13 protein-coding genes are annotated in these 13,812 nt (G+C 70.6%); 5 read left to right on the top strand and 8 right to left on the bottom strand.

Annotated features, from left to right (window positions below; translation table 11 throughout):
* Positions 1 to 90: 90 nt before the first annotated feature.
* Together ACGFWI_RS26160 and ACGFWI_RS26165 are read right to left on the bottom strand one after the other, a co-directional pair.
* Complete coding sequence (locus tag ACGFWI_RS26160; RefSeq protein ID WP_393908459.1) at positions 91 to 774, bottom strand: GntR family transcriptional regulator; 684 nt, start codon at positions 772 to 774, stop codon at positions 91 to 93.
* 177 nt (positions 775 to 951) lie between these two features.
* Entirely contained in the window at positions 952 to 1,818 is an 867-nt protein-coding gene (locus tag ACGFWI_RS26165; RefSeq protein ID WP_393908460.1) for a GNAT family N-acetyltransferase, read from the bottom strand.
* A 207-nt stretch (positions 1,819 to 2,025) separates the two neighbouring features.
* Here ACGFWI_RS26165 and ACGFWI_RS26170 point away from each other — a divergent pair, with 207 nt between their 5' ends.
* Positions 2,026 to 2,202: a hypothetical protein gene (locus ACGFWI_RS26170; RefSeq protein ID WP_393908461.1), complete on the top strand. Its 177-nt coding sequence runs from the start codon at positions 2,026 to 2,028 to the stop codon at positions 2,200 to 2,202.
* A gap of 24 nt (positions 2,203 to 2,226) precedes the next feature.
* Here ACGFWI_RS26170 and ACGFWI_RS26175 read toward each other — a convergent pair whose 3' ends face one another.
* Genes ACGFWI_RS26175 through pdhA form a run of 5 tightly spaced genes read right to left on the bottom strand, consistent with a single transcriptional unit; the run spans position 2,227 to position 7,333 of the window.
* Positions 2,227 to 2,637, bottom strand: a complete 411-nt coding sequence (locus ACGFWI_RS26175) for a VOC family protein (protein ID WP_393908462.1) — start codon at positions 2,635 to 2,637, stop codon at positions 2,227 to 2,229.
* Positions 2,638 to 2,688: 51 nt separating this feature from the next.
* Complete coding sequence (locus tag ACGFWI_RS26180) at positions 2,689 to 3,606, bottom strand: helix-turn-helix domain-containing protein (RefSeq protein ID WP_393908463.1); 918 nt, start codon at positions 3,604 to 3,606, stop codon at positions 2,689 to 2,691.
* A gap of 6 nt (positions 3,607 to 3,612) precedes the next feature.
* Complete coding sequence (locus ACGFWI_RS26185) at positions 3,613 to 5,106, bottom strand: dihydrolipoamide acetyltransferase family protein (RefSeq protein ID WP_393908480.1); 1,494 nt, start codon at positions 5,104 to 5,106, stop codon at positions 3,613 to 3,615.
* A 23-nt stretch (positions 5,107 to 5,129) separates the two neighbouring features.
* Positions 5,130 to 6,113, bottom strand: a complete 984-nt coding sequence (locus ACGFWI_RS26190; protein WP_393908464.1) for an alpha-ketoacid dehydrogenase subunit beta — start codon at positions 6,111 to 6,113, stop codon at positions 5,130 to 5,132.
* Positions 6,114 to 6,115: 2 nt separating this feature from the next.
* Complete coding sequence (gene pdhA / locus ACGFWI_RS26195) at positions 6,116 to 7,333, bottom strand: pyruvate dehydrogenase (acetyl-transferring) E1 component subunit alpha (RefSeq protein ID WP_393908465.1); 1,218 nt, start codon at positions 7,331 to 7,333, stop codon at positions 6,116 to 6,118.
* Positions 7,334 to 7,660: 327 nt separating this feature from the next.
* On the opposite strand from pdhA, the gene ACGFWI_RS26200 reads away from it, so the two are divergent.
* From ACGFWI_RS26200 to ACGFWI_RS26210, 3 genes are all read left to right on the top strand, one after another.
* A complete protein-coding gene (locus ACGFWI_RS26200; RefSeq protein ID WP_393908466.1) occupies positions 7,661 to 8,320 on the top strand; it encodes a response regulator in 660 nt (219 codons plus the stop codon).
* Positions 8,321 to 8,448: 128 nt separating this feature from the next.
* The gene (locus tag ACGFWI_RS26205) at positions 8,449 to 8,865 is read left to right on the top strand and encodes a pyridoxamine 5'-phosphate oxidase family protein (RefSeq protein WP_393908467.1); all 417 of its coding nucleotides are present in this window, start codon (positions 8,449 to 8,451) and stop codon (positions 8,863 to 8,865) included.
* A 52-nt stretch (positions 8,866 to 8,917) separates the two neighbouring features.
* Positions 8,918 to 9,961 carry a phosphotransferase gene (locus ACGFWI_RS26210; protein WP_393908468.1) on the top strand — a complete coding sequence of 348 codons (1,044 nt, stop codon included), beginning with the start codon at positions 8,918 to 8,920 and terminating at the stop codon, positions 9,959 to 9,961.
* Positions 9,962 to 9,979: 18 nt separating this feature from the next.
* Here the strand turns inward: ACGFWI_RS26210 and ACGFWI_RS26215 are convergent, their stop codons facing one another.
* The gene (locus tag ACGFWI_RS26215) at positions 9,980 to 11,593 is read right to left on the bottom strand and encodes a protein kinase (RefSeq protein WP_393908469.1); all 1,614 of its coding nucleotides are present in this window, start codon (positions 11,591 to 11,593) and stop codon (positions 9,980 to 9,982) included.
* Between the two features lie 312 nt (positions 11,594 to 11,905).
* On the opposite strand from ACGFWI_RS26215, the gene ACGFWI_RS26220 reads away from it, so the two are divergent.
* The gene (locus ACGFWI_RS26220) at positions 11,906 to 13,576 is read left to right on the top strand and encodes a protein kinase (protein ID WP_393908470.1); all 1,671 of its coding nucleotides are present in this window, start codon (positions 11,906 to 11,908) and stop codon (positions 13,574 to 13,576) included.
* Positions 13,577 to 13,812 lie beyond the last annotated feature (236 nt).

A 13,812-nucleotide genomic window follows, 5' to 3' on the forward strand; every position in this document is an offset into this window, starting at 1 on the left:
GGCCGCCCGGCGGGTCGGCGGGCAGCAGCCGGGCGGAGCCGCCGCCTATGCCGGAGCTGCTGGAGCTGTCGGCCCTTTCGGTACCACCGCTCATCGCACGTCCCCCTGCGCGAGGTTACGGACCCAGCTGACGTGCCGCTGCACGGCGTCGGTCGCAGCGTCCGCATCCCCTGCCCGCAGGGCCTCGAGGATCTCCGCGTGCTCGGTGATGTTCTTGGCGATCCGGTCCGGGTGGGCATGCATCACCGCAACCCCCATGCGCAGCTGGCGGTCGCGCAGCTGCTCGTAGAGCCGGTCCAGGATCTGATTGCCGGCGCTGCGCACAATGGCGGCGTGGAAGGCGCGGTCGGTGACGGAGACAGCAGCCAGATCACCGGATGCGGCCTGCTCCCGCATCGTCTCCAGCAGCTCGGTCAGCTCGCCGATCAGCGCCTCGCTCACGGGCACGGCCTTGGCGGCGGCATGCTTCTCCACCAGCAGCCGGGTCTCGACGACATCGGCGATCTCCTGCGCGGAGACCGGCAGCACCAGCGCGCCCTTCTTCGGGTAGAGCTTGATCAGCCCCTCGACCTCCAGCCGCAGCAGCGCCTCACGCACCGGCGTCCGGGAGACCCCCACGGCGTCGGCCAGCTCGCCCTCGGTGAGCAGCATCCCGCCCTCGTAGCGGCGGTCCAGGACGGCGTCCTTGATGTGCGCATAGACCCGTTCGGCAGCGGGCGGTTGCTTGGCGGTGGGCTCTCTGACAGGCGCGGTGGGCGTGGCGGCGGTGGGCATGCGCACAGGATAGATACAACAGGTATGCGTTCCGCGCTTCATTCCGCGATGCGGACGGCAGGGAGGGTATTTGTCCTGGTAGGGGCGCTATCAGAGCTGTCGTCACGACGGGACGGCAGCCGGGCGGCAGCCGGGCGGCGGGCGGATCCCCGGCCCGACCGCCGCCCGGTCATGCCGTCAGCCCGGCATCCGCCCCTGGGCGACCAACCGCTTCACGACCTGCGCATGGGCGGGTGCACAGCGCTCACGTGCCTCCCGGCGGTCGAACCAGGCGAACTCGGCGATCTCCCGGCCGGGGGCCGGCGCGATGTCCTGGGGCCCACCGGTGAAGCAGGTCATATGCAGCCGGCGGCCGTTCTTGCCATGGGCGACGTCATGGATGACAAACGCCTCCGTCAGGTCCTCAGCCGGCACCACCAGGCCGAGCTCCTCGCGGAGCTCACGCGACAGCGCCTCCCGTGCGGTCTCCCCTGGCTCATACTTGCCGCCCGGGAGATAGAACGTGTCATTCCCCCGCGTCCGCACGCTCAGCAGCCGCCCGTCGCGCAGATGCAGCCAGCTCACCGACTTCAGCGGCGCGGCACGCTCCAGGGCGATCAGCGGATGGCCGGTCTCCTCGTCCGTCCGCCGCCCCCGCTCCGTGAAGCCCAGGTGCGCCAAGAAGCCGCGGGCCGCGCCGTTCCCCTCAAAGACCTCCAGGGCCAGCGCCCCGTGCAGCGCCGCCGCATGCTCCAGCAACTCCCGCCCGACGCCGCGCCCTTGGGCTTCCGGCGCCACGAACAGCCGGCCGACCTCGGCGGGACCCCCGCTGCCGTCCCCGGACCCGCCGGGCAGCAGTCCGAGCAGCCCGGCGACGATGCCTTCGCGCTCGGCGACCCAGTTCTCCGCCCGTACGAGGTACACCTCACGGAGGATCCGGGCCCGTTCGTCCTGGCCCTCCCCTTCGGTGAACGGGTGCGCGCGCTGCACGGCCCGGGACCACAGATCGGTCACCACGTCCTGGTCGGAGGCACGGGGGCGCCGGATGATCGTTTCGCTGCTCATTTCGCCGACCGTAGGCAGCACGGCCGACCGCGGCAAACCCTTTCCCGCAACGGGCCCGGACTCCGTCGAAGGGGGACCACGGGGTGACGTCAGGTCCGCCTCAAGTCTGACAAGAGTCCATACCTGCCGCGTACGAATCGGCGCGGATCCCGTGGGTGAATGGAGGCAGGGAGTCGGGGAGGCTCCCATACCCAAGGGGAGTTGACCATGCAGCCCAGGACGAACGCCGGCCGCCGTACGCGGAACACCGTCGTGCTGGCATTGATCGTCGCCGGCCTGTGGGCGGGCGTCGCACTGACCCGCGGCGCCGCGCACCCCGACGAGTCCGGCCCGGTCGGGCCGGTGGCACACTTCAGCCGCGCGGTGGAGCTCATCCGCGGCTGACCGGCTGCGGTGCGCCGACGCCCGCTACGCCTTCCTCGGCTCGCCGCGGTAGGTACCGAACGACCAGCGGTTGCCCTCGGGATCGCGGACGCCGAAGCCCCGCGATCCGTACTCGGTGTCGGTCAGCTCATCGGTGATCTCCGCGCCCGCCGCCCGGGCCCGGGCACACAGCTCGTCGGGGTGATCGGTCACCACGTAGCCGCCGAACGACCCCGGCCGCAGCGGCCAGCGGTCCTCGTCCGCGTCCTTGACGGAGCCGAGCATGATGCCGCCGCCTTCCGGCCAGGAGAGCTGGGCGTGCTCGACGCGCTCGCCCTCCCCGTAGACCACGGTCTCCTCGAAGCCGAAGGCATCGACCAGGAACCGGATCAGTGCACGGGCGTCGTGGGCCCGCAGGGTCGGCCATACCTGGGGTGCGGGCGTGGTGTCGGACATGATCGCTGGACCTCCTGGATCGGGTATGCGCCCCCTGGCGGGCCGCTGACCTCAGCATTCCTCGACGGCGTCCCCGGGGGCTTGGACGTTTCGGAACTCCTCGGCGAGCCATGTGCTGGGCGGGCAGCCGGCCAGCGAGCGGAACTCCCGGGCGAGATGGGCCTGGTCGAAGTAGCCGCAGCGCACGGCCAGATCGGCCAGCAGCGACGGGGTGCCCGTGCGGGCCGCTGCGCCGAGTAGCCGGCGTGCCCGGTCGAAGCGGATGACGCGGGCGGCGGTCTTGGGCGTCAGGCCGGTTTCCTCCCGGAAGCGCGCGGTCAGATGGCGGGTGCTCCAGCCGATGTCGTCGGCGAGTGTCGCCACCGTTGCGGTGCCCCGCGACTGTGCCAGCAACCGCCAGGCGCGGACGACCTCGGGCGCCGGAACGGAGCCGCTCGGTCCCGGGGAAAGGCGACCCAGCAGATAGGCGTCCAGCAGCGCGAACCGCTCCGGCCAGCTGCGCGCCGTCCGCAGCCGTTCACCGAGGTCCGCGCCCTGCCGTCCGAGCACCGCGTCCGCGGGAAGGTCGATGCTTGCCAGTTCTCCTGCGGGCAGCCCCAACAGGGTGCGGGCACCCAGCGGATGCAGGCCGACCTGGATGCCGGACTGGCAGCCCTGGTGGGTGATCAGTGCGGGGCGGGTGTGCAGCCCGCCGAGGAGGGTGCCGTAGCTGCCGGGGGCCTGCCCGGGGTCGGGGTGGCCGGCCAGCGTGAGCGGCTCATCGAGGGTGAAGATCAGGGTCAGCCGCGGCGAGGGAAGCCCACGGTGCCGGCCCGGTGGGACCCCGGCCTGCCGGTATCCGGCGTATGCGCTGACGTACGGGCGGAGCGGGGGCGCGGGGAGGGCGAGCGGATGCTCGTCAACGGGGCCGGGCCGGTCCCGAGGCCGGGTTTCACGTGAAACACCGCTCCGAACCGCCCGGCCCCGCATCCTGGCTCATCCCCAGGTGATCAGACGCTTGGGCCGTTCCAGCACGGCCGCGACATCCGCGAGCAGCTTGGAGCCCAGCTCGCCGTCGATGAGCCGGTGGTCGAAGGAGAGCGCGAGGGTGGTGACCTGGCGCGCCTTCACCTTGCCCTTGTGGACCCACGGCTGGAGCTTGACCGCACCGAAGGCGAGGATCGCCGACTCCCCCGGGTTGAGGATCGGCGTACCGGTGTCGACGCCGAAGACGCCGACGTTGGTGATGGTGACCGTGCCACCGGTCATCGCCGCCGGGGACGTCTTGCCCTCACGGGCGGTGGCGACGAGATCGCCCAGCTCCGACGCGAGTCGGGGGAGTGTCTTGACCCCGGCGTCCTTGATGTTCGGGACGATCAGCCCGCGCGGGGTGGCCGCCGCGATCCCGAGGTTGACGTAGTCCTTGTAGACGATCTCCTGACGCGCCTCGTCCCAGGACGCATTGACCTCCGGGTGGCGCTTGATGGCGACCAGGAAGGCCTTGGCGACGAGCAGCAGCGGGTTGACCCGCAGCCCCGCCATGTCCGGGTCCTGCTTGAGCTCCTGGACCAGCTTCATCGTGCGGGTCACATCGACGGTGATGAACTCCGTGACATGCGGCGCGGTGAAGGCGCTGGCGACCATCGCCTGCGCGGTGGCCTTGCGTACGCCCTTGACCGGCACCCGATGCTCGCGGGCGGCGGCATCGGCGAGGCCGGGCTCGGCCGGGGCAGCCGCGGCGGCGGAGACCGGCGCGGCGGCCTCGGTCGGGGCGGCCGGGGACGGCGCCGCTGCCGGGGCGGCGGCCGCATGGACGTCCTCGCGGGTGATGATGCCGTCCGGCCCGGTCGGGGCGATCGCCGCCAGGTCGATACCGAGGTCCTTGGCGAGCTTGCGCACCGGCGGCTTGGCCAGCGGCCGGCCGGCGTGCCCGCCTGTGCCGTTCGCGACCGCAGTCACGGAGGCGGCGGGAGTGATCACCGGGGCGGCGGCCGGTGCCGGGGCGGCCCGCCCGTTCAACTCCGCCTGGAGCGCGGCGCTCGCGGGCTCCGGCTGGGCCGGCACCGCCGCCTGGGGCTTGCGCGCCCGGCGCTTGGTCGAGGACGGCGCGGCGCCGTAGCCGACCAGCACCGCCTGCCGGCCCTGCGGCTCGGCCTCCTCCTCGCCGGACGCGGCGGCCTCCTGCGGCGCCTGCTGAGCCGCCGGCGCCGCGGCGGGCCCGGCTCCGGGGTCGGTGTCCACGGAGATGATGACGGTGCCGACGTCGACGGTGATGCCCTCGCCGAAGTTCAGCTCATGCACCACCCCGTCGTAGGGAATGGGCAGTTCCACGGCGGCCTTGGCGGTCTCGACCTCACAGACGACCTGGCCGTCGGTGACGGTGTCGCCCGGCTGGACGTACCACTTGAGGATCTCGGCCTCGGTGAGCCCCTCGCCCACGTCGGGCATCTTGAACTCGCGGAAGCGCTGGGCATTGGCGGTAGCAGTCATGGTCACGAACTCTCCTCAAACCCTCAGTACGCCAACGCACGGTCGACGGCGTCGAGCACCCGGTCCAGTCCCGGAAGGTACTCGTCCTCCAGACGGGAGGGCGGATACGGGGAATGGAACCCGCCGACCCGCAGGACCGGGGCCTCCAGGTGGTAGAAGCACCGCTCGGTGATCCGGGCGGCGATCTCCGCACCCGCACCGAAGAAGACCGGGGCCTCGTGGACCACGACCAGCCGGCCGGTCTTCTGCACCGACGACTGCACGGTGTCGAAGTCGATCGGGGAGAGCGAGCGCAGATCGACGACCTCGATCGACTTGCCCTCCTCGGCCGCGACATTGGCGACGTCCTGGCAGACCTTCACCATCGGGCCGTAGGCGGCCAGGGTGAGGTCGGAGCCGGTCCGGGCGATCCGGGCCTTGTGCAGGGGGTCGGGGATCGACTCGGTGTCCAGCCGCGACTTGTCGTGGTAGCGGCGCTTGGGCTCGAAGTAGATGACCGGGTCGTCACCGGCGATGGCCTGCTGGAGCATCCAGTAGGCGTCGGAGGAGTTCGAGGGGGTGACGATCTTGAGCCCCGCGACATGCGCGAACAGCGCCTCGGGGGACTCGGAGTGGTGCTCGACCGCGCCGATGCCACCCGCGTACGGGATGCGGATGACGACCGGCACCTTGACCTTGCCCAGCGCGCGGGCGTGCATCTTCGCGAGCTGGGTGACGATCTGGTCGTAGGCGGGGAAGACGAAACCGTCGAACTGGATCTCGACGACCGGGCGGTAGCCGCGCAGCGCCATGCCGATCGCGGTGCCGACGATGCCGGACTCGGCGAGCGGGGTATCGATCACCCGCTCCTCGCCGAAGTCCTTCTGCAGACCGTCGGTGACCCGGAACACGCCGCCGAGCTTGCCGACGTCCTCGCCCATGACGAGGACCTTGGGGTCGGCCTCCATGGAGGCACGCAGCGATTCGTTGATCGCCTTGGCGATGGTGATCTTCTCGAAGACGGCCATGGTCAGTTCCCCTCCGCGGCGGCATCGGCGTCGGCGAACGACGCCTGGTACGCGGCGAACTGCGCGCGCTCCTCATCGACGAGCGCATGCCCGTCGGCATAGACATTCTCGAAGATCGCCATGGTGTCCGGGTCGGGCATGGCACGAACGGCATCGCGGACCCGCTTGCCCAGGGCCTCGCTCTCCTCGTCGATCGAGGCGAGATACGCCTCGTCGACGAGGCCCTCGGCCTCCAGATACGTCCGCAGCCGCAGGATCGGGTCCTTGGCCTCCCAGGCCGCCCGCTCCTCGTCCGCCCGGTACTTCGTCGGGTCGTCGGAGGTGGTGTGCGCACCCATGCGGTAGGTGAACGCCTCGATGAGCATCGGGCCCTGGCCGGTGCGCGCCCGCTCCAGCGCCACCTTGGTCACCGCAAGACAGGCCAGTACGTCATTGCCGTCGACCCGTACACCGGGGAATCCGTAACCGCGGGCGCGCTGGTAGAGCGGCACCCGGGTCTGCTTCTCGGTGGGTTCGGAAATCGCCCATTGGTTGTTCTGGCAGAAGAACACGACCGGGGCGTTGTAGACCGCGGAGAAGGTGAAGGATTCCGCGACATCTCCCTGGCTGGAGGCGCCGTCACCGAAATAGGCGATGACCGCGGAATCCGTGCCGTCCTTCTGCACTCCCATCGCATAGCCGGTCGCATGCAGCGTCTGCGAACCGATGACGATGGTGTACAGGTGGAAGTTGTTGCTGTTGGGGTCCCAGCCGCCGTGATTGACACCGCGGAACATGCCCAGCAGGTTCGTCGGGTCGACGCCACGACACCACGCCACACCGTGCTCGCGGTAGGTCGGGAAGACATAGTCGTCGTCGCGCAGCGCGCGGCCGGAGCCGATCTGGGCGGCCTCCTGGCCCAGCAGCGAGGCCCACAGACCCAATTCGCCCTGGCGCTGGAGGGTGGTCGCCTCGGCGTCGAACTTCCGCGTCAGCACCATGTCGCGGTAGAGACCGCGCAGCTCGTCGGCGGAGAGATCGATCGAGTAGTCCGGATGCTCGACCCGCTTCCCTTCGGGGGTCAGCAGCTGTACGAGCTGGTCCTGCTCCGCCTGCTCGGGCCGACCGGAGTTCCGGGTCTTGGCCGGGGACGCCTGCTTCGCCGACGTCGCCTTTTTGGCGGTGGTGCGCTTGCTGCTGCCGCGGGCGTTTTTCCGCTGCGCAGTGCCTTCCACGGTCACGTGCTGCTCCTCCGTCTGTCCGGCCCCCGGGGTCCGCCGGTGGCCGTATTGCGGCTCACCCGGTATCCGATACGGCGCACGGGGTGTGTGCGAACGCGGCCGGATCCGGGTGGAACAAAGCTCCCGGAAGGTGGCCTGCTCATTGCACGTTACCCATTGTCAAAGCCGAAGTGGAAACGGCGCTGACCTGCGATTTTGCTTGGATTTCCAAGTAAACCGCGAAGGCTTGGAACAACTCCTGGTCACAGCGTTGCAGGCCGCCGGGACAACGGCACGTTATATCGGTGACCTGGAGCACGGGAAGGGTTGATGTGTGAGACTGGTGTGGTGCGCGAAGACGGAAAAATCACGGTATTCCTGCTCGATGACCACGAAGTTGTCCGGCGTGGCGTTCACGAAATGCTGTCGGTCGAGGACGACATCGAGGTGGTCGGCGAAGCCGGTACCGCCGCAGATGCCCTGGTCAGGATCCCGGCGACCCGTCCGGACGTCGCGGTGCTCGATGTCCGGCTGCCGGACGGGAGTGGTGTCGAGGTCTGCCGCGAGATCCGTTCGCAGAACGAGGACATCAAATGCCTGATGCTCACCTCGTTCGCGGACGACGAGGCCCTTTTCGATGCGATCATGGCCGGTGCGGCCGGTTATGTCCTCAAGGCCATTCGGGGCAATGAACTGCTCTCCGCGGTACGCGAGGTGGCGGCCGGGAAGTCTCTGCTCGACCCCGTGGCCACCGCCCGGGTGCTGGAGCGGCTGCGCGACGGCAACGCCGCGAAGGGCGACGACCGGCTGGCGAGCCTCACCGACCAGGAGCGCAGGATTCTCGATCTGATCGGCGAGGGGCTGACCAATCGCGCCATCGGCGAACGGCTCCATCTCGCCGAGAAAACGATCAAGAATTATGTCTCCAGCCTGCTGTCCAAGCTCGGCATGGAGCGCCGCTCCCAGGCCGCCGCGTATGTCGCGCGGATGCAGGCGGAACGGCACTGAAACAGCAGGTCGGCAAGCAGGAGGCGGCAACGCCGTGCCCGGCTCATGGCGATTCAGGACCATCGGCCCGGCTCCTCGGGGCTGCCGGCCCCTACTTGCCGACCGGACCCGCCCCGCAAGGTGGTGACATGTCCACCGACGAATACCGTGCCATCGAGCTGCTGAACCACACGCCCTACGGGCGCGTCTCGGCCAGCCGGCGGGCGCTGCCCTTCACCACCGTCACCCGCCATCTCGTGCTGGACGGGCGACTGGTCCTGCGGCTGCACCGCGGCTACGGCTACCACCAGGCCCTGGACGGCAGCGTGGTCGCCTACGAGGCCGACAACGTCAACAGCGGTGAGTGCGACACATGGTCGGTGCAGTTCACCGGCACGGCCCGGGTCATCGAGCCCACCCCCGCCGAGCGCGAGCTCTTCGGCCGTACCCCCCTGCTGGCCGACGGCGCCCCCTTCGACCCGGTCTTCCTGCGCATCGAACCGGAATTCGTGACCCTGCACTGCCTCACCGATGTGCCGGCCTTCCGTTATGCACACCCTGTGTAAGGCTTTCCGGCACACCCACTCCGACAGGCGCAGTTGATCTAACATCTGGCGCGTGCTGCGCTCATCTGTAGTCCGGACGGCGGCAACGCCCGACAGAGACACCCTCGGATCCCTGCTCCGCCACTACACCGGCGCCGGCGCGCCGCTGTCCTGCGAACCCGTCGCCGAGGGCCTGCTCAACCACGGCTACTTCCTCGCCACCACCCGCGGCCGCTACTTCCTCAAACACCATCTCGACGGCGACCGCGCCGCCCTCACCCGCCAGCACCGCGCCACCCGCCGGCTCGCCGCGCTCGGCCTGCCGGTCGCCCCGCCCGTCGCCGACGCGGACGGCCGGACCGTCACCGTCCTCGACGGCCGCTGCTACGCCCTGCACCCCTGGGTCGAAGGCCTGCACCTGGGCGGCGCCGCGCTGACCCGTGGCCAGTCCTGGCAGCTCGGCGCCCTGCTCGGGCTCGTCCACACCTCGCTGGAGCAGGTCATGGCCGACGAGCCGCATCCGCCCCGGCCACCCTGCGCGGACGCCGGCGCCGATCCCGAGCGGACCTTCGAGATGATCGACGAGCTGCTGGCCCTGGCCCGCGGCGCCCGGCCGCGCACCAGCTTCGACGAACTCGCCGAACACCGTCTGCTGGAGCGCCGGGCCCTGCTGGCGCAGATGGCGCACCACCGTCCGGCCCCCGGCGCGGAACCCCCTGCGGGCTGGGTGCACGGTGACTTCCACCCGCTGAATGTGCTCTACCGCGACGCGGAACCGACCGCGATCGTCGACTGGGACCGGCTGGGCGTCCAGCCGCGCGCCGAGGAGGCGGTGCGCGCCGCCGCGATCTTCTTCGTCCGCCCCTGCGGCACGCTGGACCTGGCGAAGGTGGCGGCGTACGCGCGCGCCTACCGCAGCACCTGCGGAGCCGGCGCCGATGAGCTCGCGGCGGCCGTCCACCGGGTGTGGTGGGAGCGGCTGAACGACTTCTGGATGCTCACCTGGCGCTACCAGCTGGGCGACCGCCGCACCGATCCGCAGTTCCCGGCGGCGGCCGCACTGGCCGTGTGGTGGACCCGTGAATACCGGGCCGTACGGAACGCGTTCACCCGCTGAACCGGGGCCGGGCTCCGGTCAGCCGCCCGCACCAAGCGTGGTGCCGCCGTCCGCGCCGTTGCCGGCGGTGGCCCCGCCGTCCGCACCGGCGGTCGTTCCGCCGTCGGCGGCGCCACCGTCCGCGGCACCTCCGTCAGCGGTGCCCCCGTCCGTGGGACCGCCGTCGGACGTCCCGCCGGTGTCGGTGGGCGGCTCGGACGTCGGCGGCTCGGACGTCGGCGGCTCCGAGGTGGGCGGCTCCGAGGTCTCCGGCGTGCTGGGCTGCTCGGTCGGCGGCTCGCTGTACGTGCTGCCGTCACCGCCCGTGCTGCCCGGGTCGGTCTCCGGGGTGCTCGGCTCCTCCGACGGCGGCTCGCTCGCCTTGTCGTCCTTCGTCGGCTTCGGCGACTGCGACGTGGGGGTTTCGTGCTTCTTGCCCTGGCCACCGGTGTTCTGCAGCGCGAAGGCCACACCCATGGCGACGGCGATCACCGCGAGCGCCGCGATCAGCCAGATCTTGCCGCGGCCGCCCTTGGACGGCCGGGGACCGCCGTCGAAGCCGCCGTCGTCGTCCCGCATACCGGACCGCAGAATCGGCTGCGCCGTGGTGCGCCCGGAGTCGGCGTGCGGCAGCGCGGTGGTGGCCGCGGCACCCATGGACGAGGGGTGACCGCCCTCGTGCACCGCGACCGGGCCGGTGCTCCAGGTGCCGGTGTGGCCACCCTGCTCATGCAGCATCTGCAGCGAGTACTGGACCAGGCCGCGCATCTCCTCGGCGGACTGGAACCGGTCGTCGGGGTCCTTCGCCAGCGACCGCATGACCAGACCGTCCAGCTCCGGCGGCACCGCGTCGGCGACCTCGGACGGCGCCACCGGCATGTCCTGAACGTGCTGGTAGACGACCGACAGCGGGGTCTCGCCGGTGAACGGCGGCCGCAGCGTGAGGAGTTCGTAGAGCAGACAGCCGGTGGCGTAGAGGTCGGAGCGGGTGTCGACGGTCTTGCCGAGCGCCTGCTCCGGGGAGAGGTACTGGGGGGTGCCCATGACCATGCCGGTCTGGGTCATGGTGGACGCGGCGCCGTGCAGCGCACGGGCGATACCGAAGTCCATGACCTTGACGGCGCCACTGTTCGTGATGATCACGTTCGCGGGCTTGATGTCACGGTGCACGATGCCGTGCTGGTGGCTGTAGGCCAGCGCCTCCAGCACACCGGAGACGATGATCAGCGCCTGGTCCGCCGGCGGGGCGTCGGCGTTGAGCAGCAGATCGCGGATGGTGTGGCCCTCGACCAGCTCCATCACGATGTACGGCACGGTGTTGCCGCCGACCAGGTCCTCGCCGGAGTCGTAGACCGCTACCACAGCGTGGTGGTTCAGCCCGGCCACGGACTGTGCCTCACGCGTGAAGCGGGCCTTGGACACCGGGTCCTCGGCGAGGTCGGCGCGCAGCAGCTTCACGGCGACGGTCCGGCCCAGACGTACGTCCTCGGCCGCGAACACCTCCGCCATGCCGCCGCGGCCGAGCCGTCGCGTGAGCCGGTAGCGGCCATCGCCGACCAGCCCACCGTTGCCCCACATCTCCGGTGCGTCGGGGATATTGGAGCCGGTGGCGTCAGGATCGGACGGGCCCTGGGGGCTCTGCGTCGGTGCCATCGGTCCTCGCCGTCGAATCGATCCGCATGAGAGCGGTAAGGTCATCGGTCTTCGCTAGAGCACGCTACAGGCTCCGCGGCATCCGCCGGTCCGTCGTGGACCGGCCATCAAACCTGCCGGAAGCCAAATGCCGCAAGTTCACCAGGGGTAATGAGGCATGCAAAAGCCTCATGGCCGTGACGGGATCTTGCACATCTGGTCACGGAACGGGCACACAGCTTGACGTGTCCGAGGCCTGGGGCAGACTTGGCTGCGGAATTCCAGAATTTGATCGTTATACGTACGGGCAGTGCGCTAGGGGGAAGCGGAACGATGAGCCAGGACGGCACTCAGGGCCAATTCGAGGGCCGTTCGGTCGGCGGCGGACGTTACCAGCTTCGTGATCTTCTTGGTGCCGGTGGCATGGCCTCCGTGCACCTCGCTTACGACAGCGTCCTGGACCGCGAGGTCGCGATCAAAACCCTGCATACCGAGCTCGGCCGCGAGCAGGCCTTCCGTGAGCGCTTCCGGCGCGAGGCCCAGTCCGTGGCGAAGCTCACGCACACCAATATCGTCTCGGTCTACGACTCCGGCGAGGACGAGCTCGACGGCGGCATGGTGCCGTACATCGTCATGGAGTACGTCGCGGGCCAGCCGCTGCGCTCCGATCTGGACAACGACATCGCCCAACATGGCGCGATGCCGACGGAAAAAGCCTTGAAGATCACGGCCGATGTGCTGGCCGCGCTCGAGGTCAGCCATGAAGTGGGCCTGGTCCACCGGGACATCAAGCCCGGGAACGTCATGCTGAACAAGCGTGGCGTCGTCAAGGTCATGGACTTCGGCATCGCCCGCGCCATGCAGTCCGGCGTGACGTCCATGACGCAGACCGGCATGGTCGTCGGCACCCCGCAATATCTGTCGCCCGAGCAGGCCCTCGGCCGCGGTGTGGACGCCCGCTCCGACCTCTACTCCGTCGGCATCATGCTCTTCGAGCTGCTGACCGGTCAGTTGCCGTTCGACGCGGACTCCCCGCTCGCCATCGCCTACGCCCACGTCCAGGAAGAGCCCCCGGTCCCGTCGAGCATCAACAGCTCGCTGCCGCCGGCCGTGGACGCACTGGTGGCCCGTGCGCTGAAGAAGAATCCCAACGAGCGGTTCCCCACCTCCGAGGCGATGCGGGACGAGTGCCTGCGGGTCGTCGGATCCGGGCAGTCCGGGGCGACGCCCCTGATCATCGGCGAGGGCCCGCGGGCGCGCACCAGCGGCTCGTCGGTGTCCTCCGCGGTGTTCCCCACCGCTTCCGGCAACCTGCAGACCCCGCCTCCGCAGAGCGTGCAGCAGCCGTATCAGCCGACCCAGGCCGCCGGATTCGGCCCTTCGACGCCCCCGCCGCCGAACAACGCCTACCCGACGCCCACGCCCGGTCCCATCCCGGGGCCCGCCCCCTTCAACTCGGGTGGCTACCAGCCCCCGCCGGCGTACAACCCGCCGCCGCCCGTGACGGCCTCGATGCAGCCGGCCGTTGGCCCCCGCCCGCGGAAGAACAACACCGCGGTGATCGTCGTCTCGGCCATAGTCGGCGTGATCGTGGTCACCGCGATCGCGATCGGCATCGGCCTGAGCGCCGGCTCCAGCGATGACACGGGCGGTGACATCACCCCGACGTCGGGGTACTCCGACACCGCGTCGGCGTCCCCCACCGAGAGCGTCCGGCCCGAGGACAAGACGGCGACGATCCTGGCGTCCGACTGCACCCACCCGACCAAGAGCTACAGCGACAAGGGCAAGATCCTCATCCCGTCGTTCCGCTTCAAGAATCTGGACTCGGTGAAGAAGTGCATCGAGGCCGCCGGGTGGAAGTACAAGATCGTCGGGCAGGAAGACAGCTCGATCTGGGGCAAGAACACCGTCACCAACCAGACTCCGGCCGCCATCAGCTGGTGGTACCCGAGCAAGGACTCAACCATCGAGCTGACCATCTCGACCGGCCGTAGCGGCTGACGTCAGACGGTAGACGGCCCACCCGGGCCGTCCGTGGACAGCGGAGGGGGGGGGGGGGGGGGGGGGGGGGGGGGGGCGCGCCGGGGGGGGGGGGGGGGGGGGGGGGGGGGGCGGGGGCGCGGGGGGCGGGGGGCGGGGCGGGGGGGGGGGCGGCGCCCGCGCCGCCCCCCCCCCCCCCCGGGGGCGGCCGGGGGGGGGCCCCCCCCGCCGCGCCCGCCCCCCCCCGGGCGGCCCGG

The organism is Streptomyces sp. NPDC048434, assembly GCF_043200375.1.
Classification (GTDB): Bacteria; Actinomycetota; Actinomycetes; order Streptomycetales; family Streptomycetaceae; genus Streptomyces.

Excerpts from the sequence above, each read along its gene's own strand:
- ACGFWI_RS26160 (WP_393908459.1), bottom strand. The coding sequence starts at position 774 with ATGCCCACCGCCGCCACGCCCACCGCGCCTGTCAGAGAGCCCACCGCC.
- ACGFWI_RS26165 (WP_393908460.1), bottom strand. The coding sequence starts at position 1,818 with ATGAGCAGCGAAACGATCATCCGGCGCCCCCGTGCCTCCGACCAGGAC.
- ACGFWI_RS26170 (WP_393908461.1), top strand. The coding sequence starts at position 2,026 with ATGCAGCCCAGGACGAACGCCGGCCGCCGTACGCGGAACACCGTCGTG.
- ACGFWI_RS26175 (WP_393908462.1), bottom strand. The coding sequence starts at position 2,637 with ATGTCCGACACCACGCCCGCACCCCAGGTATGGCCGACCCTGCGGGCC.
- ACGFWI_RS26180 (WP_393908463.1), bottom strand. The coding sequence starts at position 3,606 with ATGCGGGGCCGGGCGGTTCGGAGCGGTGTTTCACGTGAAACCCGGCCT.
- ACGFWI_RS26185 (WP_393908480.1), bottom strand. The coding sequence starts at position 5,106 with ATGACTGCTACCGCCAATGCCCAGCGCTTCCGCGAGTTCAAGATGCCC.
- ACGFWI_RS26190 (WP_393908464.1), bottom strand. The coding sequence starts at position 6,113 with ATGGCCGTCTTCGAGAAGATCACCATCGCCAAGGCGATCAACGAATCG.
- ACGFWI_RS26205 (WP_393908467.1), top strand. The coding sequence starts at position 8,449 with ATGTCCACCGACGAATACCGTGCCATCGAGCTGCTGAACCACACGCCC.
- ACGFWI_RS26215 (WP_393908469.1), bottom strand. The coding sequence starts at position 11,593 with ATGGCACCGACGCAGAGCCCCCAGGGCCCGTCCGATCCTGACGCCACC.
- ACGFWI_RS26220 (WP_393908470.1), top strand. The coding sequence starts at position 11,906 with ATGAGCCAGGACGGCACTCAGGGCCAATTCGAGGGCCGTTCGGTCGGC.